The organism is Methanosarcina mangrovi (genome assembly GCF_052057765.1).
In the GTDB taxonomy this organism is placed as follows: domain Archaea; phylum Halobacteriota; class Methanosarcinia; order Methanosarcinales; family Methanosarcinaceae; genus Methanosarcina.
This window is the reverse complement of sequence record NZ_CP195120.1, coordinates 4,721,280-4,741,842: the sequence shown is the minus strand read 5'-3', so window position 1 is coordinate 4,741,842 and position 20,563 is coordinate 4,721,280. Positions and strand designations below refer to the sequence as shown.

General features: G+C 46.5%; 13 protein-coding genes, 2 tRNA genes, 3 rRNA genes and 1 pseudogene. 6 read left to right on the top strand and 13 right to left on the bottom strand.

The window, feature by feature from the left end:
* Positions 1-99: 99 nt before the first annotated feature.
* Positions 100-2,925, top strand: a complete 2,826-nt coding sequence (locus ACSAZL_RS20845) for a HEAT repeat domain-containing protein (protein ID WP_440946459.1) — start codon at positions 100-102, stop codon at positions 2,923-2,925.
* On the opposite strand, the pseudogene ACSAZL_RS20840 reads toward ACSAZL_RS20845, so the two are convergent.
* From ACSAZL_RS20840 to ACSAZL_RS20795, 10 genes and pseudogenes are all read right to left on the bottom strand, one after another.
* Positions 2,887-3,039 (bottom strand): annotated as a pseudogene (locus tag ACSAZL_RS20840) (IS200/IS605 family transposase); the annotation flags it as partial. The gene ACSAZL_RS20845 and the pseudogene ACSAZL_RS20840 sit on opposite strands and share 39 nt — an antisense overlap.
* Positions 3,040-3,254: 215 nt before the next feature.
* Entirely contained in the window at positions 3,255-3,923 is a 669-nt protein-coding gene (gene tpiA / locus ACSAZL_RS20835) for a triose-phosphate isomerase (RefSeq protein WP_440946458.1), read from the bottom strand.
* Positions 3,924-3,985: 62 nt separating this feature from the next.
* Positions 3,986-5,164 carry a bifunctional 5,6,7,8-tetrahydromethanopterin hydro-lyase/3-hexulose-6-phosphate synthase gene (locus ACSAZL_RS20830; RefSeq protein ID WP_440946457.1) on the bottom strand — a complete coding sequence of 393 codons (1,179 nt, stop codon included), beginning with the start codon at positions 5,162-5,164 and terminating at the stop codon, positions 3,986-3,988.
* Between the two features lie 236 nt (positions 5,165-5,400).
* A complete protein-coding gene (locus ACSAZL_RS20825; RefSeq protein ID WP_440948925.1) occupies positions 5,401-6,015 on the bottom strand; it encodes an endonuclease III domain-containing protein in 615 nt (204 codons plus the stop codon).
* 184 nt (positions 6,016-6,199) lie between these two features.
* Positions 6,200-6,271, bottom strand: a tRNA-Cys gene (locus ACSAZL_RS20820).
* Between the two features lie 71 nt (positions 6,272-6,342).
* Positions 6,343-6,414, bottom strand: a tRNA-Cys gene (locus tag ACSAZL_RS20815).
* Positions 6,415-6,554: 140 nt separating this feature from the next.
* The gene (locus ACSAZL_RS20810; RefSeq protein WP_440946456.1) at positions 6,555-7,118 is read right to left on the bottom strand and encodes a YIP1 family protein; all 564 of its coding nucleotides are present in this window, start codon (positions 7,116-7,118) and stop codon (positions 6,555-6,557) included.
* Positions 7,119-7,584: 466 nt separating this feature from the next.
* A 5S ribosomal RNA gene (gene rrf / locus ACSAZL_RS20805) occupies positions 7,585-7,706 on the bottom strand.
* Between the two features lie 74 nt (positions 7,707-7,780).
* A 23S ribosomal RNA gene (locus ACSAZL_RS20800) occupies positions 7,781-10,684 on the bottom strand.
* A 207-nt stretch (positions 10,685-10,891) separates the two neighbouring features.
* Positions 10,892-12,369: ribosomal RNA gene (locus tag ACSAZL_RS20795) — 16S ribosomal RNA — on the bottom strand.
* The 16S, 23S and 5S rRNA genes sit together here, the layout of an rRNA operon.
* Positions 12,370-13,079: 710 nt before the next feature.
* Here ACSAZL_RS20795 and ACSAZL_RS20790 point away from each other — a divergent pair.
* From ACSAZL_RS20790 to ACSAZL_RS20770, 5 genes are all read left to right on the top strand, one after another.
* Positions 13,080-14,627, top strand: coding sequence for a 2-isopropylmalate synthase (locus ACSAZL_RS20790; protein WP_440946455.1), 1,548 nt, complete (start codon positions 13,080-13,082; stop codon positions 14,625-14,627).
* Between the two features lie 134 nt (positions 14,628-14,761).
* On the top strand, positions 14,762-15,535 hold the full coding sequence (locus tag ACSAZL_RS20785; protein ID WP_440946454.1) for a TatD family hydrolase: 774 nt from the start codon (positions 14,762-14,764) through the stop codon (positions 15,533-15,535).
* Between the two features lie 34 nt (positions 15,536-15,569).
* Positions 15,570-15,782 (top strand): hypothetical protein, encoded by a 213-nt coding sequence (locus ACSAZL_RS20780; RefSeq protein WP_440946453.1) that lies wholly within the window; start codon positions 15,570-15,572, stop codon positions 15,780-15,782.
* Positions 15,783-15,834: 52 nt separating this feature from the next.
* Positions 15,835-16,476 (top strand): MBL fold metallo-hydrolase, encoded by a 642-nt coding sequence (locus tag ACSAZL_RS20775; RefSeq protein WP_440948924.1) that lies wholly within the window; start codon positions 15,835-15,837, stop codon positions 16,474-16,476.
* A gap of 414 nt (positions 16,477-16,890) precedes the next feature.
* Entirely contained in the window at positions 16,891-18,729 is a 1,839-nt protein-coding gene (locus tag ACSAZL_RS20770) for a YgiQ family radical SAM protein (RefSeq protein ID WP_440948923.1), read from the top strand.
* A 299-nt stretch (positions 18,730-19,028) separates the two neighbouring features.
* Here the strand turns inward: ACSAZL_RS20770 and ACSAZL_RS20765 are convergent, their stop codons facing one another.
* The 3 genes from ACSAZL_RS20765 to ACSAZL_RS20755 all read right to left on the bottom strand — a co-directional run bounded on the left by ACSAZL_RS20765 (position 19,029) and on the right by ACSAZL_RS20755 (position 20,301).
* Positions 19,029-19,283: a hypothetical protein gene (locus ACSAZL_RS20765; protein WP_440946452.1), complete on the bottom strand. Its 255-nt coding sequence runs from the start codon at positions 19,281-19,283 to the stop codon at positions 19,029-19,031.
* Between the two features lie 421 nt (positions 19,284-19,704).
* Complete coding sequence (locus ACSAZL_RS20760; protein ID WP_440946451.1) at positions 19,705-19,986, bottom strand: hypothetical protein; 282 nt, start codon at positions 19,984-19,986, stop codon at positions 19,705-19,707.
* Between the two features lie 57 nt (positions 19,987-20,043).
* On the bottom strand, positions 20,044-20,301 hold the full coding sequence (locus ACSAZL_RS20755; RefSeq protein WP_440946450.1) for a hypothetical protein: 258 nt from the start codon (positions 20,299-20,301) through the stop codon (positions 20,044-20,046).
* Positions 20,302-20,563: the final 262 nt, after the last annotated feature.

The window sequence follows — 20,563 nt, the reverse complement described above, 5'->3', positions numbered from 1 at the left end:
TCTCAAACTCAAGCTGAGATCCTGTTCATAAAAATGGTGTGACACATGAATCTGCCAGTGCCTAAAATCTTACTGTTACTTTTACTGTTCATCCTGACAATGGCTGGAGTTGCTTCCGGGCTCAGCGAAAACAACAAAGGAAACCCCAATGAAAATGTATTAGATATGAATGAATCGGAAAATCAACAGGCTATAGAACCTCTGATACAAGCATTGGGAGCCGACGATATAAACTCCAGAAAGGAAGCAAGATTTGCTCTGGAAGAAATGGGAGAAGAAGCTGTAAATCCTCTTATAAAAGTTATTAACTCAGAAGAAACTCCGGAAATAAGGTGTGAGGCCTCTCTGGCTCTCGGAAATATTGGCGGACAAGAAGCAGAAAAAATCTTAATACAACTTTTAAGGGACGAGGACCCGGAAGTTAGAAGCAGTGCAGCTCTAGCTCTTGGAAATGCAAAAAGTGAAAGAGCAGAGAAGGAACTCATCCAGACGCTTTCAGACGAAGATAGAAGAGTGCGCTCAAATTCAGCCTGGGCTCTTGGGGAAATTGTAAAGGCAGGTTCTTCTCCTTCAAAGGAAGAAGACTGGGAACAGACCTTATTTTCAGGAGCCGTAGAAAATGAAATAATTGTTGAAGCTCTCTGCCAGATTCTCGAAGATAATAGTAGTGATGTGAGGTCCAGTGCTACAGAAGCGCTAGGGAAATTGGGAGGAGGAAAAGCCGAAGAGTTCCTGATAAAGGCTCTTTCCGACGAGGACAGAGAAGTCAGAAGGAACGCTGTGGAAGCCCTTGGAAGGACAGGGAGCAAAAAAGCTGCTGAACCTCTGATGCAGGAGGCATTGAATGACCCAGACAGAGAAGTCAGAAAAAAAGCTGTTCTAGCTCTGGGAGAACTTAGAGAAGAGAAGGCGACAGAAGCCCTGATACAGGCATTGAATGATGAAGATCGGGATACCCGCTGTATTGCGGCTATGGAATTGGGAGAGATTGGGGATGAGAGGGCAGAAAAAGCTCTGATAAACGCCCTTTCAGATGGAGACCCCGAAGTAAGAAGTTTTGTTGTGGAAGCTCTTGGAAAAGTAGGAAAAGAAGAAACAATAGGAGCTCTCATCCAGCAGTTAAAAGATCCGGATGAAAAAGTTAGGAGTATTACTGCAAATACTCTCATAGAAACGGGAGACAGATATACTGAATTGATTGTCCAGGCATTAAAAGATGAAGATAAAGATGTTAAGTGGCAAGCGGGGAATATTCTTGTTGGAATTGGAAAACCGGCTGTGAAACCTCTTATAGAGGCTCTTTCGGATAATGATGTATATGCCCGTTGTACAGCAGCCTGGGCCCTTGGACAGATAAAAGACGAAAGGGCAATAGAACCCTTGATTCAAACCCTTTCGACAGAAGACGAAGATGTAAAGCTGAGCTGCACCTGGGCTCTGGTAGAAATAGGAGAACCTGCAGTGCCTGCTTTAACAAAAGCTCTTGAAAATCAGAACAAAACCGTTAGAAAATATATTGTTTTTTCACTTATTGAAATGGGAGATGAAAGAGCTATTCCAGGACTTATGGAATTATTAAAGGATAAAACAGAAAAAACAGAAACTTCTGCTGAATTTACTGAAAAAGAAAGAGATGAAAAAGCAGATCAAATCCTCCTGAAAGCTATGGAAGAAAAAGACCTGAATTTCCGAAAAGAAGTGGCAAATACCTTTGAAGAAATAGGAAATTCAGAAGCAAAACTCCTTATCAATGCATTGGAAACAGAGCCACAAAACACTAAAAAATATGAAGAAATGTGTAGAGTTGATCCTGAAGATGAAAAAGCACAGGAGAAACTCTTAGACGCATTAAAGAATGAGAAGAGTTACATGAGGGTCAGTTCCATATTTGCACTGGCGGAAATAGGAGATGAAAGTTCTGTCGAGTCTCTTGCTGAAGTACTTATCAAAGACTTGAATCAGACTAAAGCCTGTGCCGCCTTTTCTCTTGGAGAAATCGGAAGCGAAAAGGCAGTTGAACCCTTATCGTTTGCCCTGAAAATGGATAAATACGACAGCGTAAAAGAATGTTGCGCAATCTCCCTTGGAAAAATAGGAGATCAAAGGGCAGTAGAACCCCTTATAATGGCTTTGAACGAAGATTATTCAGTAAAAAGTTGCGCAGCCCTTGCTCTTGGAAAAATAGGAAATCAGAGGGCTGTTAAACCTCTGATTCAGCTACTAGACAGTGAAAACCCCGAGGTAAGGAGAAATGCAGGTCTGGCCCTGGGAGCAATAGGGGATGAGAAAGCAGTTAAATCTTTAACTGCGATACTGCAGGATGAAGATGAAACTGTGAGAACTGCTGCAGTATGGGCTCTTGGAAATATAGGTGATACCACAGCTGTGGATGTGCTCAATAGTGCTGCAGCAGATGGAAATGAAACATTCAGGTGCACCGCTTTAGAAGCTTTGGGGAAAATAAAAGACGAAAAAGCAATTGGGACTTTGGAAAAAGCTCTTGAAGATGATAATATCAGAATTCAAATTTCAGCTATTACTGCTTTGGGAAAGATAAAAGACGAAAAAGCAACTGAAGTTCTTGTCAGAGCTTTAGGAGACAACAATAAAGAAGTAAAAAGTTGCGCCTCAAATGCTCTTATTGACAGAAAAGAGGAAGCTGTAGAGCCTCTTATCAGAGGTCTGAGCGATGAAAACGAGAATATCAGGGAAAACTCTGTGCTCCTGCTAATTGAAATTGGAGATGAGAGAGCAGTAGACCCGCTCATTAAGTATTTGGAGACAAATACCAGAGTTCAACCTGAAATTCAAGAAAATCAAACTGTGAGCGGCCACCCCACCCAAAAGGATGGGGTATGCTTCGGGCCGCCCACCCGGTTTCCGGGATCAGAAATCATCAATTATTCTTTGACCAGGTTTTACTGATTTAGAGGACTTGACTTCTGCTTTCGGCTTCTTCTGTGACTCCTTGATGTAATGCTTGATTGTATCATCTGTTACATTTCCAGCTGATCGATAGAATTTGCCGCTTGACCATAGCCATGGCTAAAACTGTTCAATTCCAACGCATATAACATCCAAGCCATAGGCGGCTGGCACCACTTATGACCGTGACGTAAAAAAATCTCATTTTACAAAAGAAGTAATGATTTAGATAGTTAAAGAGAAAAAACGAAGAGGCGAGGGTTCACTTCATTCTCAACCTAAAGGGCGGGGTGTTCGTGAGACCCTCCGCACTCCCATTGTAATAGAACTTAAACCAGGCGAATAAGGTCCTCAAGTGCAGCCCTGGGGTCTGCAGCTTTCACGATTCCGGATGCGAGGAGTACGCCCTGCGAGCCAAGGTCAAGAGCTGCCCTCAGGTCTTCACCTTTTGAAATTCCGGCACCGCAAAGCACTTTTACATCGGGACTGACCTTTGCAACGGCTTCAACCGAGCCGCTAACAACTTCGGGATCGGCTTTTGAGACAGGAATTCCACTGCCTATAAGCTCCGGCGGTTCGATTGCTACATAATCGGGCTCGAGGGCTGCGGCTGCTGCAGTTGTGGGGACGTTGTTAGTGCAGATAACCGCCCTGAGTTCGAACTCTTTTGCCGCCTTTAAAGAGGCCTCAATTTCTGCAAGGGTCAGACGCCTTTCAGAGTGGTTGATAAGAGTCCCGACGGCTCCTGCTTCTTTTATACATTTTCCGAAAACATGGCCCGTAAAGCTTCCTGCCCCTACTCCGTCCATATGCTGGGAAAAAACCGGAAGTTCAACCTCCGAGGCTACCCTGTAAATGTCCGGAAGCTGGGGAGCTACTGCAATCTCGATACCTGATTCTTCGGATACGGCTCTGCAGGCCCTGGCAATTTCCACTGCTCCCTGGCCTGTACCCTGATTATAAGTCTTATAATTCAATAAAATGAATGGTGAACCCAAAAAAATCCCCTCCTGAAAAATGAAAAGAAAATGAAAAAGAAAAAGCGTGGAAACCCACGCTTTCAGAAGTCAGTCATGACTCTGAACTGGTCAATCTCCGGCTTGTTAAGGGCGTTGATGAACTGCTCGGCAACTTCCCTGACGTCCTTTGCGTTGGTGATGGCACGTCCGACCACGAGGATGTCAGCACCCTGGCCAAGAGCCACAGGCACCTTGTCGAGCCGGACCCCGCCTGCAACGGCAATCAGAGCTTTGGGAGCGATCTTTTTGATCTCTCCAATATTGCCCCAGGCATGTTCGGTACCTTCAATGTCGATTCCGCGGTGGAGTTCGATGACATCAGGCATGGCTTTGAGCTGCTTTAAGACAGAAATCGGGTCTTGCTGGTTAAGAGTGTCCATGACCGCATAGATGCCTGTCTTGTGAGCTTCTTCAATGAGCTTGTCAATGGTGCTGATCGGAGCAAGGGCTGAAACCACAATGGCATCGCCTGCAGCGTCTGCAACCATCCTTGCTTCAAGGTTTCCGGTGTCCAGGGTCTTTAAGTCAGCAACAATGAAGGCGTCGGGCCTGACCTGCCTGATTTTGGAAATAACATCCACGCCGTAGCGCTTGATGAGAGGTGTGCCTGCTTCGATAATGACGTGGTCGCTGTTCGGGATCTGGGAGATAGCCGAAAGCACGAACTCGAGGTTCGGGTTGTCAAAAGCAACCTGCAGGTACGGCGGGTCCCAGAGCCTGGTGACCTTGAAGCCCATGATTGCGTGAGTGGACTTGTTGCTTTCCTCAAGAACCGTGTCGATGTCAGGGAAACCTTCAAGAGCACGCTTGATTGCAAGTTTTGTTGCACCGTAGTTGTATCTGTAAATCTTATTGTAGTCCTGGGCTTCGGGGTGGATAAAAACGCTTGCCACAACGACAAGGTCCTCAACCTGGTCCTTCGGAATTACACCTTCTTCTACGGAGTCTGCTACTGCCTTTGCAACTGCTGACTGAGCAGGGCCGAAAATTTTTGCTGCCTGGTCCATATTCTTTACGGTAACCTTCGGGATGATGAGGGTTGAAGGTTTAGGCGGCAGATTTGGCCTTATAACAGAAAGGAGCGGGGTGTGTCCTGCAGAAAGCTGGGTCAGGCCGTTTGCAAAAGCCTGCCCCACAGGGCCTCCCTTGTCTCCTATCATCAAATCAACATGGGCGAGCTCTGAGCCCTGCCCCATTAATGCTTCTCCTATCTGAAACATATTTGACCTCGTAAATGCGATGAAAGTAATATTAAGTGTTATTTTAAGTGTTATTGAGTGTTTGATAGTTGGTTGCTTGAGAGCGAATTTGTCTTTAAACTGAGGGTAGTATAACCCTTTTGCCTGCTAAACGCCAGCCTGATATAAATAATCTTGGATATCCCAAACAGTTTTTCGACAGCTCACAGGTTCTCCGCAATTTGATTCCATATTACGGAATTTCCGGAAACTCCTGCTTAAAGGAGAATTTTCGGACACATATCGTTCAGGATACAGACTTCACACTTTGGGGAGATCGGCCGGCAGATGTTCTGCCCTAATTTTACAAGCAAGAGATTTATATGTTTCCAGTACTTCTGCAGAAAAATTTTTTTTAACTCAAGCTCCGTCTCTTCAGGAGCTTTAGTCTCAACCAGCCCGAGCCTGTTAGAAATCCTGTGAACGTGCGTGTCCACTGCAAGGGCATCTTTAAGGAAGGCATGGGCAAGTACGCAGTTAGCGGTCTTTCGGCCAACTCCCGGCAGCTTGAGGAGAGTTTCCATATCATCCGGAACTTTGCCATTGTATTCCTCGAGCAGAATCCCGGAAATTTCCTTTATCCTCCCGGCTTTGACCCTGTAAAAGCCCACATCTTTTATGAGCACTTCAATTTCCTCAACATCCGCCACGACCATTTCCTCAGGAGTTGAGAACCTCTCAAAAAGCTTCCTTGCTGCAGGATAGGTGACATCGTCCCGGGTCCTGTGAGACATGACAGTGGAGATCAACACAAAAAAGGGGTCTCTTGAGCCATCAGTATAGCCCTCAGGGTAAAGTTCGAAAAGCCTCCGCATGAGTTCGTCAAGATCCATGTCCAGAGTTAGTATTCTCTTGATATAAAATACCAAATTAAAGCCGTAATTCGAGAGTCAAGCAAAAAATACCAGATAAGAAAATTTTAAAAGAAAAACAGAAAATGTTTTAAGAAAAATGAAGTGTTTGAGAAACAAAAAACGTCTGAAAAAAAGAACTGTTTGAGAAAAAGAAATATTAAAAAGCCAAGATCCGGATTCGAACCGGAATGGAATCGCTCTGCAGGCGATTGCGTAGCCGCTCCGCCATCTTGGCAAAGGTGGATTTTCTTAAAGCACTTTATTGAATATATAGTTTTAGGTCAAATCGAATATTAAAAGAGAAAAAGCCAAGATCCGGATTCGAACCGGAATGGAATCGCTCTGCAGGCGATTGCGTAGCCGCTCCGCCATCTTGGCATTTTTGAGCACGTATCTGTCGTGTAGATGCAATTAAAGTAATTTCTAATATATAAATATTTAGCTTGAAGCAGCAGTTCAGAAAGAATTTGACAATCACATTAAAAAATAATATGTAATCTCCAGAGGAGAAAATCAAATTAGGACGGAAAAATCATAGTATATGCGATTGATCCTACCAGAACTGCCATAATCATTACAAGTAAGATGATCAGGAACGTGGGCAGAAGTACAGCTATCACCGATTTGGCCATGCTTACATCGTGTACAACCATGCCGCCCACAATGTAGAGATATATCCCGTAAAGCCCGAAAACCCAGCCTATAAGAGGAATCCAGGACACTGCCATTACAGCGGTTGCATAGGATATGAACCTGACAGTGCCTTCATAAGTTCCGGACCCTCCAAGAACTTTATAAATAACATAGAGTACTGCAGCTCCGATAAAGACAGAGATTATCCCTACAATAGGTGCCATAATCGCAGTCCCAATTGCAGTGGCAAAACCAAATTCTCTGAAACCACTATACCCATACATGCCGCCCATCATTCCGCGGCCAAAAAGTCCACTTAGAAGCCCGTATATGAGATAGCTGAGTGCTGCAAAAGTAAGCGGATCATTATATCCTCCGGTCGTTGGCATCCTTCTGTAAAAATCAGACGGCCTTTGTATAACTTCTTTCCAGGTTTCGATATAATCCATTATTATCCCTATTAAAAATATGTATGAACCGTATTTAAAAAGATTTGTAAGGAATAAATTGAAGGTCCAAAAGTTAAAGTCTGACGTTCTGTTAAGATGGCAACCCTATCTTCAACCCTGTCTTACAGCAAGCGTCAAGCTTCAATTATTAAGTATGAGCACGCCCTTCGGAACTTATCCCGGCTGCCGAATAAAAAAACAGTTCTTTAAACAAGTTGAGCATGATTTCTGATTTTATGGAAAAACATAGCTAAAACGGCCGGAACATAAAAATCAGGTAACAAAAAAGCTGGATGAAACAGAAAAAACATAAATAGAAACTTGGAAAACAGGCTCAAAAGAATAAACGTATCAAAAATATGGAAAATCACGTATCAGAAATTCACAAAAACAACAGTAACACAACAAAAACCATCAGAAAAAGTAATTCAAAATCAGTTTTAAAATTGAAAGTAATATAGGGTGAATTTGGCAGCGATCCAGAGTTCCCGAAGGCTCGCACACTTCAGTACAGTAAGGAACGCGGGCAGGCTTATCTGCTGTGTTCGGGATGGGTACAGGAGTTGCCCTGCCGCTATGGCCGCCAAACTCGACCTATAAATGGGATATGGGAAAAGTCATGTATAGATGTGCTGCATACCGGATTTCGCCTGGACCTGAATTAAGTGAAAGGAACGAATGGTTAGTTAACGCGGACTGAACACCTCGTTGCCTTGGTGCTTACATCCCGTTTCTATCAAACCGGTCTTTTACCGGAATCCTTAAAGAGGTCTCTTTTTAGGTCAGATTTCGAGCTTAGATGCATTCAGCTCTTATTCCTTAGCGCGTAGCTGCCCGGCGATGCCCTGTCGGACAACCGGTACACCAGTGGCGCCGCTGCTTGGTTCCTCTCGTACTAAAAGCAGCTTACCCGCAGACCTCTGGCACCTCTAGTAGATAGTAACCGACCTGTCTCACGACGGTCTAAACCCAGCTCACGATCTCCTTTAATAGGCGAACAACCTCACCCTTGGCCGCTGCTGCACGGCCAGGATGGAAAGAACCGACATCGAGGTAGCAAGCTGCCGGGTCGATATGTACTCTTGCCGGCAACGACTCAATTATCCCCGGGGTAACTTTTCTGTCATTTTTGGCCCCCACCAAGGAGGCTCAAAAGTTCGCTAGAGCCGACTTTCGTCTCGTCATCCACTGCTGTGCTGAATAACGTCAGGCTGACTTATGCTCTTGCACTCTTCAGCGAGTTTCCGACCCGCTTGAGTCAACCATTGCGCGCCCTTGATATCTTTTCAAGGGCGTCCCGCCCCAGGCAAACTGCCCACCTATCGGGGTCCTCTTCTCAGAGTTAGGGTCGTAGTCCCGGAAGGGTAGTGTCCCAATTGCGACTCCACGAATGCTGGCGCACCCGCTTCGACGTCTCCTACCTACACTGTACATCCAGAACCACAACCCAACGACAGGCTGCAGTAAAGCTCCACGGGGTCTTCACTTCCCCCTAGAGGTCTCTAGACTGTGCACTAGAATGTAAGCTTCACCGGACTCCAGTTAGGGACAGTAGGGCTCTCATTGATCCATTCATGCAAGTCGCCAATTAAGCGACAAGGTACTACGCTACCTTAAGAGGGTCATAGTTACCCCCGCTGTTTACAGGCCCTTCTTCCCGTTGAACCGGGGTTTCAGGTACCTGCACTGAGCAGGATTCAGAGATTGTACTAGCCCTTACGGGTTTGCAATCTCCTATGTTGGTATTAGACAGTTAGAGCCCCCTGGTCACTGCGACCTGCTGTCTACACAGCAGGCACTCCTTATCCCGAAGTTACGGAGCTAATTTGCCGAATTCCCTTAACTGAATTACTCCGACACGCCTTAGCCTTTTCAGCTAGGGGCACCTGTGTCAGTTCTCGGTACGGACATTTAGCTGTCCTTTTCACGGGTCCCTGGGTGCAGCCGACTTTAGCCATAACAGATTCGCCCGATTCTCGCCATTACGGCTCTCCACGGGATTCGCTGCTTAGACGGCGCGACGACGCCGCTCGGCCTGCCCTGAGACGTCAGACTAAACGCTAAATGGTACAGGAATATTAACCTGTTTCCCTTTCGGCGTACTCGAATTACGGTACGTCTTAGGACCGACTAACCCTCGGCTGACGATCATTGCCGAGGAAACCTGGCCCCTTCGGCGGCAGGGATTCTCACCCTGCTTTGCTGCTACTATTACCAGGATTTTCGTTTGTGAACGGTCCACAGGACTTTACAGCCCTGCTTCTGCCCGAACACAACGCCTTCCTACGAGATTACCTTGCGGTACTCCGTGGTATCGGTGGTCGACTTGAGCCCCGTCAATTTTCGGGGCCCCAAACCTCGACTGGTGAGCTGTTACGCACTCTTTGAAGGGTAGCTGCTTCTAAGCTAACCTTCCAGCTGTCTTGGGCTTGGGACGCCCTTTAGCGTTTACACTTAGTCGACACTTGGGGACCTTAACCACGGGCTGGGTTGTCTCCCTTACGGACTACAAGCTTACCCCAGCAGTCCGGACTCCGACTTTCTCAGATGACGGTGGGTTTGGAGTTTGACAAGCGGGCGAGGGGTTTCCCCCCCGGAACCGCCAATCAGTGCTCTACTCCACCGACGGTCTCCAGTCAGGTCATGCTGCGACATGTTTCGGAAGGAACCAGCGGATGCCGGGTTAGATTAGCATTTCACTACGAGACGCAGGTCACACGAATGATTTGCAGATCAACACCGCTTGCGGTCCTCCACGTAGCTTTCGCCACGCTTCAACCTGCCCACGCCTAGATCACCCGGCTTCGGGTCGTACCCCGGTGACTCCACGCACTTGTATACGTCGTGCCTCGCCCAAAGGCTGCGCACATGTTGCTTTCGCTTCGGCTGCCCAAGTAAAAGGTTAGCCATTGCCACCAAGATACACTCCCTGGCCCGTTCTTCAAAACGTAAGATACGACACTGGCAGTGACATTCGTACAACATCCTCGCGAATGATTCCTTCATGTCAAAGATCCTTTCATGCCGTATCGTTCCATCACTATCAGGTTTCAGGCACTTTGCACCTCCCTTCTCGGGGTACTTTTCAGCGTTCGGTCACCCTACTATTTCGCTATCGGTCTCAAGGAGTATTTAGTTTTGGAGGTTGGTGCCCCCCAGATTCCCGCACGATATCCGACGCACGGTACTCAGGGACATGTTCCGGTCTTTTGGCGTACATCTAAGTGACTGTCACACTCTATGGTCTGCCGTTCCAGGCAAGTTCGATTTTGCCGCCAGACGTTTGAACAGCCCTACAACACCACATGTCCCCGAAGGGATTCGGTTTGAACTGTGCCGGTTTCACTCGCCGTTACTTACGGCATCTCAATTGATTTCTTTTCCCGCTCCTACTGAGATGTTTCAATTCGGAGCGTTCCCGATCATGACTGATCACTAGGGAGAGGTCCCATTCGGAAATCCCGGGTTCATTGGCTCCATGCACCTACCCCGGGCTTATCGCAGCTTGGCACGTCCTTCATCAGCTCTTGAGCCGAGCCATCCACCTGATAGCATAATTCCTAATTACCTAACCAGGTCCAGTAAGCGTCCAGTATACAGCACCTATACACGACTTCATATGCCTGCGGTTCCGCGCAGGCTATCCATCCTTCCCCGAAAAACTACTTTCCGGGTGCACTTGATGATTATAAGATTAATGGAGAAATCCTGAGATTTCTGATTTGAGGATTTGTTCGGTTTATCGGCATCTGGGTGATAGTGTTTTTCGGCTTAGGAGGTGATCCAGCCGCAGATTCCCCTACGGCTACCTTGTTACGACTTAACCCCCCTTGCAAAATTCAGGTTCGAACACGGCACTGAGTCCGTGCCCTCACCCATACCTCACTCGGGTGGTTTGACGGGCGGTGTGTGCAAGGAGCAGGGACGTATTCACCGCGCTATATTGAAACGCGATTACTACGGATTCCAGCTTCACGAGGGCGAGTTACAGCCCTCGATCCGAACTACGGATGGGTTTGTGAGATTACCAACCCCTTTCGGGGTAGGGACCCATTGTCCCATTCATTGTAGCCCGCGTGTAGCCCGGGAAATTCGGGGCATACTGACCTACCGTGGCCCGCACCTTCCTCCGATTTAACACCGGCGGTCCCCACAGAGTACCCATCATCCCGGAGGACATGCTGGTAACAGTGGGCACGGGTCTCGCTCGTTGCCTGACTTAACAGGATGCTTCACAGTACGAACTGGCGACGGCCATGCACCTCCTCTCAGCGATTCAGGCAAGGTCTTCAGCCTGGCCTACATATTGCTGTCGTCCCCGGTGAGTTGTCCGGCGTTGAGTCCAATTAAACCGCAGGCTCCACCCGTTGTTGTGCTCCCCCGCCAATTCCTTTAAGTTTCAGCCTTGCGGCCGTACTTCCCAGGTGGCTCGCTTCACGGCTTCCCTGCGGCACCAGACACGGTCGCGCCATGCCTGACACCTAGCGAGCATCGTTTACGGCTGGGACTACCCGGGTATCTAATCCGGTTCGTGCCCCCAGCTTTCGTCCCTCACCGTCGAACCCGTTCTGGTAAGACGCCTTCGCCACAGGTGGTCCCACAGGGATTACAAGATTTCACTCCTACCCCTGTAGTACCTCTTACCTCTCCCGGTTCCAAGCCTGGCAGTATCCCCCGAAAGCCTAATAGTTGAGCTATCAGATTTCCCGGAGGACTGACCAAACCGGCTACGGACCCTTTAGACCCAATAATCACGATCACCACTCGGGCCGCCGGTGTTACCGCGGCGGCTGGCACCGGTCTTGCCCGGCCCTTGCTAACAGGTGTATTTTACACACCCGGACAGCCAGCATATGATGCTGGCACTCGGTGTCCCCTTATCACGGTTTCCCGCATTGTAAAGTTTTCGCGCCTGCTGCGCCCCGTAGGGCCTGGATTCATGTCTCAGAATCCATCTCCGGGCTCTTGCTCTCACAACCCGTACCCGTTGTCGGCTAGTAGGTACATTACACCCACTACTACCTGATAGGCCGCAGACCCATCCTTGGGCAGACGAATCCGTTTTACGCATAAAGCATTCCAGCACATATGCGTTATCCGGTATTATCCCCAGTTTCCCGGGGTTATCCCGAACCCAAGGGCAGGTTATCCACGTGTTACTGAGCAGTACGCCATGTTCACGAAGAACATATGACTCGCATGGCTTAGGCGAACACCGATAGCAGTAACCTCTGGCAGGATCAACCAGAATTGTTAATGTATCGCACACTTCAAAATTAAAGGTCTTGGTCGCAGAAACTTGCACTAACAACTATCAATTCAGTTAGTTCATTTCGCGATAGATATTGTAGAAAACATCAATCACCCAGAATTAACCGAACCGACAAATCCTCGTCAGACAGGAAATAACTCCTGGCTCCATTAAAAGATGAAAGAGAGTTTGTAATTCAACCCACACAATTACTTTGTGTGAGGGACAGATAGAAGGCATTTCTTGTATATAAACCTTCTTATTGTTCACCCACGCATTTGCGCCTTGTGAGGGGATACATACAAGGAATTCCTCGTATATAAGCGTTATCCTTCAAGGAAGGTTGAACAAATTTGAAAGATGGAAAGTGAATAGTTGAAAGATTTCAAAAGAGTTGACCTTTTGAATCCTTACCTTTGTCCGTTTTTATTGGCGACTGTTGTAAAAAACAAACCGCTCAGGCACTTTTTATTCCGTTTTTCAAGTTTCGTTTTTAAGTACCTGTTCCGTTTTTCGAACTCTGTTTTTCAATTTCCGTTTTTCACCTTCGGGATGTCTTGTAACGCCCGAGAAGCAATCCTAAAATGGCACATCTACTATAAATAATTTTCTGTTGGAAACTTGAAAAAACAAAATTTCAGCTGAACATTTAAAAATATGCATGATGTTTATATACCAGAAGTGTACATCCATGTAGGTGATTACTATGGATGTACACACTGAAAGAAGGGATCGATTTTTACATCGAACCCATGCAGAATAAAAAAGTAACTGTTTTTGACACAACACTGCGTGACGGAGAACAGACCCCCGGAGTATCCCTGACTTCTTCCCAGAAGCTGGAGATTGCTCGTCAACTCGACAAACTCGGGGTAGACATAATAGAAGCCGGATTTCCCATATCTTCAGAAGGAGATAAAGAATCCGTAAAATCGATTTCTAATGCCGGGCTTGACACCACAGTCTGTGGGCTTGCTCGTGTGCTGAAAAAAGATATCGATGCCTGTTTTGAAAGCGATGTTGGCCTCGTGCACACTTTCGTTCCGACCTCGGATGTACAGCGGATCTATACAATCAAAAAAAGCCAGGAAGAAGTCATTCAACTGGCTGTGGAAGCGGTCCAGTACATCAAAGATCACGGGCTGAAGTGTATGTTTTCTGCAATGGATGCCACCAGAACCGACCCTGCATACCTCATAGAGGTTTTCAAGGCGGTCCAGGAGGCAGGATGCGATATCATTAACGTGCCGGACACTGTCGGCGTCATGGTTCCATCTGCAATGTACAGACAGATAAAAGACGTTGCAGCTGAAATAACGATTCCGATAGACGTACACTGCCACAATGATTTCGGACTTGCAGTAGCAAACAGCCTTATGGCTGTTGAAGCCGGAGCGTCTCAGGTACAGGTCACTATTAACGGCATAGGAGAAAGAGCAGGAAATGCTGACCTTGCCCAGACAGTGATGAGCCTGACATCGATCTACGGTGCAAAAACCAATATCCGGACAGAATACCTTGTAGAAACCTCAAAAATGATCGAAAACTACACTGGAATCAGGCTTCCACCAAACACGCCTGTGGTCGGGCAAAACGCCTTTTCCCACGAGTCGGGAATCCACAGTCAGGGGGTGCTTGAAAAATCCGATACTTTCGAACCAGGTATTATGACCCCGGAAATGGTCGGGCACAGACGGCGCATTGTCCTTGGAAAGCACACAGGCAAACATGCAGTCAAACAGTCCCTTGAGTCTGCTGGCGTAAAAACCAGTGAAAAGCAACTCGATGAGATTGTGCTCAGGATCAAAGAAATCGCAAACAAAGGTAAACAGATAACGGACGCCGATCTCTATGCAGTCGCCTCTGCAGTGCTCGGAAAAGCAAGTTCTGAAGAAGAACTGATTAAACTCAAAGAAGTATCCGTCATGACAGGAAACATCCTCACACCTACGGCTGTGGTCAAGGCAGATATTGACGGCAAAGAAATAATTGCAGCAAAAACCGGAGTAGGTCCTGTGGATGCTGCCCTTAAAGCTGTAAGGGATATCCTGGGCGAGAGCAACCATTTCAGGCTCCAGGAATTCAGGATCGATGCTATCACGGGAGGAGCTGATGCTCTTGCCGATGTGTACATAGGTCTCGAAAACGAAAAGGGCAGAATTGTAACAGCACGTTCCGCAAACCCGGACATAGTCATGGCTTCCGTAGAAGCCCTTGTAAATGCTATGAACCTGCTGTATAAGAAAGAAAAAATCTAAAAGGCAAGAAAAGGGCTGAAGCTCCGGAAAATAATACCGGGACCAGCAATTGAAGCCTGAAATCGGATAAGGCAGATACCTGTTAATTTTCGGGTTTGTATTCCTCAAGCACGTATAAAGTAAAATAAAATGAAATGGAATACAAACCCATGCCTTATCCGATAATTGATTCTCATTGTCACCTTGATTTTCCCAAATTCAACCCCGATCGGGAAGAGGCTATCCTCCGCGCCCGGAAAGCAGGGGTTGTCGGAATGGTCAACTCCGGAATTTCCCTGAAAGGCAACCGCATAAGCCTTGAACTTGCGGAAAAGCATGAGGACATCCACGCCGCTCTGGGCCTGAGCCCCGACATCGGGAGAGAGGGAACTGATGACGCCATCAACTCAATCCTTGCCCAGATAGAAGCCAATGCCGGAAAAGCGGTGGCGATCGGAGAAGCCGGTCTTGACTTTCAGGACTGCAAAACAAATGAAGAACGAGAACGTCAGATAGCTTCGTTCAAAAAAGTGATCGAACTTGCAAAAAACATGGACAAACCTCTTGTGGTGCATGCCCGGATGGCCGAAGCTGAGGTCCTGAAACTTGTCAGAAGCGTTGACACCGTAATCTATCATTGCTATAGCGGTTCCCCTGAGACCATGCAGGAAATCGTGGACGCAGGCTACTTCATTTCCCTGGCCACCCTTGTCTGTTTTTCCGAACATCACCAGGCTCTTGCAGCTGAAGTGCCCCCTGAGAACCTGCTTCTGGAAACCGATAGTCCTTTCCTCTCCCCCCGCAAAGGCAGAAACGAGCCTGCATATATAGCGGATTCAATCCCGGTTGTAGCGCAACTTAAGAAAATGGAACCTGCAGAAATTGCGAAAATCGTCACTGAAAACGCACGCAGGGTTTTCGGCATCTAAGGTTTAAATTCAATATGTAAGGTTTTAAGATAGTTTGGAGAAAACAGAGAAAACAGAGAATGGAAAGAAGAAGGAGAAGAGGAAAGAGAGAGGAAAAAAGAAAGAGAAGGAGAAGAGGAAAGAGAGAGGAAAAAAGAAAGAGAAGGAGAAGAGGAAAGAGAGAGGAAAAAAGAAAGAGAAGGAGAAGAGGAAAGAGAGAGGAAAAAAGAAAGAGAAGAGGAAGAGAAAGAGAAAGGGAAGAGAATAGAGATAGGAAAAGGAAAGAAGAAGGAAAAGTGAAAACAGAAAGAGGAAGAAATATGGAAGTCCGGTACATCTGCCCCACAGCCTACGATTCCAGTGTTTACCTTGTGAACGGAAAAGTCCTGATCGATGCGGGAATGAGTAGCGACCTGATAATCAGGGAACTTGAAAAATCTATCAAGCTTAATGACCTTGAATTAATCGTCCTGACCCACTGCCACTATGACCACACTGCCGCAGCTGCAGCAATTGCGAAGAAGAGCGGAGCAAAAGTTGGAATCCACAGGGCAGACCTTGAAGGTGTAAACGACGAGTATCTCAGCGTTTCCGTGCTCTTCGGAGACCGCGCCCCGGCTGTCAGGCCAACAGTCATCTACGAGGAAGGGGACAAAATTCCCATCGGAAACGGAGAATTTCTCGAAGTCATTCACACTCCTGGCCATTCAAAAGGAAGCATCTGCCTCTATGAACCGGTTTCAAAAAGCCTCTTTTCAGGAGACACTGTCTTTCCAGGCGGAGGTTTCGGAAGAATGGACTTTGAAGGCTCAGAGCCTGAAAAAATGCTCGGTTCCGTAGAAAAACTCACAAAACTCGATGTAAAAACCCTGTACTCAGGACATGGAGCCCCTAATGACAGGGATGGGAACAAACAGGTCATGGCTTCTTATACAATGCTAAAGATGATGATGGGAGTCTGAAGGCAGCAAATAAGAAAAGAGTTTAAAAGACTGGAAGTCCGGAAGCAGATTATGGTAAAAGATACAGCAGTCCCGACAGGAAATAGAAAATTTACCAGGGAAAAAAAAGAGGAAAAAAAAGATAAAGAAAAGGATGAAAAACCGGGTATGGAAAGGACTGGCAGGAAAAATGGTTTCTTTGTCCCAAAAAAAGTAGAAACAGGGAAAAAAGACAAATTGGGACGAAAATCAGAAGGAAGGTCAGAAGAAAAATCCGGAATCAACGCCTCAATAAAACCTGAAAGGACAGCTTCAAAACCCTCAGCAGGAAAAGGAAAAAAAGTAGAATCAAGGCCTGAAACTAAACCCGGAAAGAAGGGAAAAAAGCAGAAAAAAAGCTTTTCTTCATCTCTCCCCGTATCAAAATTTCTCCCGATGAGCCCTGAAGAAGTAAAGGCTCGCGGCTGGAAAGAACTTGACATCATCCTGGTTACCGGAGATGCCTATGTGGACCATTCCAGTTTCGGGACTGCAATAATAGGAAGGGTTCTTGAGGATGCCGGCTTCAAAGTGGGAATAATTGCCCAGCCAAGATGGGATAATCCTGAGGATTTCAAGAAGCTTGGGAAGCCCAGACTCTTTTTTTCCGTAAGCGCAGGAAACACCGATTCGATGGTCAGCAACCTGACTCCGGGCCTTAAGCCAAGAGATAAGGACGCATATTCCCCTGGAGGCAAAACAGGGCTTCGCCCGAACCGTGCCGTGATTATTTATTCGAACAGGATAAAAGAAGCTTTCCCCGATGTGCCGATAGTGCTCGGAGGAATTGAAGCTTCCCTCAGGCGCTTTGCTCATTACGATTATCTTTCGGATAAAGTAAGGCAGGCAATTCTGGCCGACGCCCCCGCAGACCTCGTTGTCTACGGCATGGGCGAACTCCAGATCGTAGAAATTGCAAAGCGGCTTCAGGTCGAAGAGAACATACGGGAGATCAGAGATATACCAGGCACGGTCTGGAAGATGGAAGTCAGAGCCTGGAAAGAACTCAAAGAAAAGGGCAAAAGGACGACTGAAGTTTTAGCTCGGGATACAGCCCCGGAAGCAGCCAGATTTTTCAAGGAATATATCGAAATTCCTTCTTTTTCCGAAGTTTCTCAAGATAAAGCGGTCTTTGCGAAAGCTTTCCGCACATACTTCCTGGAACAGAACCCTGTCACCGGAAAAGGTATTGTCCAGCCTCACCCGAAAACCATCATTGTGCAGAACAGACCCATGCGTCCCCTGACAGAAGCGGAACTTGACCATGTCTATGAGCTGCCTTATACGGGTGAAGCCCACCCTTCCTACACCGAACCCATCCCTGCCCTTGAGATGGTAAAGTTCTCCCTGACAACGCACAGGGGATGTTTCGGAGGCTGTTCTTTTTGCGCTATCACCCAGCACCAGGGGCGTATGATCGCAAGCCGCAGCATCGAGTCCGTCCTGCGGGAAGCAAAGAAGCTTACGGAAAAGCCGGACTTCAAAGGCATAATCAACGGGGTAGGGGGTCCCACTGCCAATATGTACGGCATGGGGTGCAGATCCTGGGAAAAGAAGGGAGTCTGCCTGGATAAAGCCTGCCTCTATCCGCGGGTCTGCCCGGCTCTCGATACCAGCCATAAAAAACTGCTCGAATTGATGCAGCGCCTGCGAGAGCTTCCCGGGATCAGGCAGGTCTTTACGGGCTACGGAGTGCGCTACGACCTTGCCCTTGAGGATGAGGAATACCTTGAAGAACTCTGCGCCCACCACATAAGCGGACAGCTGCGGATCGCCCCTGAACACTTCTCAAAGCGAGTAACCGATGCAATGTCCAAACCAGGAAAGGAAGTATACAAGAGGTTTGTCGAAAAGTTTACTGCCTTTAACAAAAAATGCGGCAAGGAACAGTATATCGTAAACTATCTGATGTCAGGACACCCGGGCTGCACCCTTGAAGATATGATCGAAATGGCAGAATATATGCGGGACCGGGGAGGCTACACCGAACAGGTACAGGACTTTACCCCAACCCCCATGACAGTATCGACCTGCATGTATTACACAGGGCTTGACCCGTTCACAGGCAAAAAAGTGTACGTTGCAAGGGATAAAAAAGAAAAAGCCATGCAGAGAGCCCTTATGCACTACAGGAGCCCTGTAAACTACGAACTCGTATATGAAGCCCTGGAAAAGGCAGGAAGGCTGGACCTTGTGGGAAACGCCCATAAGTGTTTGATAAGGAGAAAAGAATAAACTTATTAAATATTCTCCGGGATACGAAAAAGAATTCTGTATCCCGGATTTGAATTAGAACCCGAGAAAAACGTTAAAATTAAAACACTTCGGCAGTATGCCTAATTTTCTGTAAAATCACGACTCTCAAGAAGTTACAAGGTAGAAAATTCCATACCGGAAGAACAAAATTACACACAGTACACAAAAAATTGACTTAAAATTTACAGTAAATCCGCGACACTGCCAACACTTCTTTACAAATCTGTAATTTCTACTGGTGGTTAGAACCAGCTACAAGCTTTTCTTAATCCTTTCTATCAAGCCCCGCACTGGTGCACAAAGTCATGAATCTTTCCTGTTGCAGTACCGCAGCTGACGAAAAAAGGCTTGTCCTTAACCGTGATAGTAAGTTTTTCTGTGCCGTCCCAGTCAAAATCGACTACAACTCCGTGCCCTGAAATCTTTCCTTTATTCCCTGAAGGCACGTGAAGGCCAGCAGCTTCAAGTTTCTTTTTCATGCAATCGAATACGTTTGACGTAACGTTATGAAACGTTACCGGATTACATCCCATTTTTTTCCTCCTATGATTTTTGAAAGAATTGACTGTTGGCTGCAAACAGCAATGCGGGAACATTATCTGTGAAAAACTCTGAATCATAGCAAGAGCAATGAACTTCATTCTCCAGAACAGCCTAAAATAATCAAAATAGATAACACTCAATAATATAAAAAAAATTTGACAATTGGAAGACGTAAAAACACATAAAAACAGCTCATAAACTCTTTTTTGCAGGAAAAAAATTACAAAAAAATACAAAATATTTAGTGAGAAATGTCGTTAAATATTTTTAGAGAAAAGTGAGAAAAGTATTAACTGTATAAAATTCATTATGGATAAATTCAATCAAAGCTTAATAAACAAAGGCTCAGCAGACTTTCCATTTTTGTCCAGAGCGGGATAATGACAGGAAAATACACTTTCCTTTATCGCCTCAAAACCCCTGGCAGTCGCGCATAAAAGCCCTCAGTTTTCCACATACTTGCCCGCAGTAAGTATTTAAGGGCCTCTCCTTGATCTCAATTAACAGGTTTGCCTCCCCATCCCAGCTAAAATGAGCAACTATGCCGTTGCCTTCAAGCGTTCCGGAGTCTCCAGGTGAAGCTTCAATCCCGTAAGCATGGAGTTTTTTCTTCATGCAGGAAAAAACGTCTGGAGTTACGTTCCTAAATTTGATTCCCTGGCAGCCTTCAGTATCCAGTTTCCTCTCACCCATTTCCTTCTCTCCTCCTGTCCTTTTTCCTCCTGCCAGAAGAAAATTTATCCGGAGCTTTCAGGAACCGTGGCACTCTTTCACGAATTTCTTCAGCATCCGGGCTGCAGTATCACAGCTGACAATAAATGGTTTTTCCGTGATTGTAATCGTAAGATTGGACTGTCCGTCCCATTCGAAATCTGCTACAACCCCCGATCCCGAGAGTTCCCCTCTGTTTCTCGGAGGGACTTGGATTCCCGCTTCTTGAAGTTTTTTCTTCATGCATTTGAACGTATCAGGCGGAACATTATGAAATGTTATCGGTTTACAACTCATAGACCCTATCCTCCCGACCCATCTTCAGGCTTATATCCAGCTGAGGCTTCATTAACATGAGTCGTTTTTCAGGAATAAAAATATGCTGTTAAAAGAAAAGAACTGCCTGTCGTTTTGCTTGTCCAGAAAATAAAATTATTCTAAAATCGAAAAATAGTTAACCTGACAAGATTAACCTGACCAGGAATGGTCAAGCCGGATAAGACCGGCCTGCAGTGAATGTCAGCTAAAAAACAAACAACAGTTAAACCATAGCTAAGCT

What these genes read in the sequence shown, in the direction of transcription:
- ACSAZL_RS20785 (WP_440946454.1), top strand. Translation starts at nt 14,762, where the DNA reads ATGGAATACAAACCCATGCCTTATCCGATAATTGATTCTCATTGTCAC.
- ACSAZL_RS20770 (WP_440948923.1), top strand. Translation starts at nt 16,891, where the DNA reads ATGAGCCCTGAAGAAGTAAAGGCTCGCGGCTGGAAAGAACTTGACATC.
- ACSAZL_RS20765 (WP_440946452.1), bottom strand. Translation starts at nt 19,283, where the DNA reads ATGGGATGTAATCCGGTAACGTTTCATAACGTTACGTCAAACGTATTC.
- ACSAZL_RS20760 (WP_440946451.1), bottom strand. Translation starts at nt 19,986, where the DNA reads ATGGGTGAGAGGAAACTGGATACTGAAGGCTGCCAGGGAATCAAATTT.
- ACSAZL_RS20790 (WP_440946455.1), top strand. Translation starts at nt 13,080, where the DNA reads ATGTACACACTGAAAGAAGGGATCGATTTTTACATCGAACCCATGCAG.
- ACSAZL_RS20775 (WP_440948924.1), top strand. Translation starts at nt 15,835, where the DNA reads ATGGAAGTCCGGTACATCTGCCCCACAGCCTACGATTCCAGTGTTTAC.
- ACSAZL_RS20755 (WP_440946450.1), bottom strand. Translation starts at nt 20,301, where the DNA reads ATGAGTTGTAAACCGATAACATTTCATAATGTTCCGCCTGATACGTTC.
- ACSAZL_RS20830 (WP_440946457.1), bottom strand. Translation starts at nt 5,164, where the DNA reads ATGTTTCAGATAGGAGAAGCATTAATGGGGCAGGGCTCAGAGCTCGCC.
- ACSAZL_RS20845 (WP_440946459.1), top strand. Translation starts at nt 100, where the DNA reads ATGGCTGGAGTTGCTTCCGGGCTCAGCGAAAACAACAAAGGAAACCCC.
- ACSAZL_RS20810 (WP_440946456.1), bottom strand. Translation starts at nt 7,118, where the DNA reads ATGGATTATATCGAAACCTGGAAAGAAGTTATACAAAGGCCGTCTGAT.
- ACSAZL_RS20825 (WP_440948925.1), bottom strand. Translation starts at nt 6,015, where the DNA reads ATGGATCTTGACGAACTCATGCGGAGGCTTTTCGAACTTTACCCTGAG.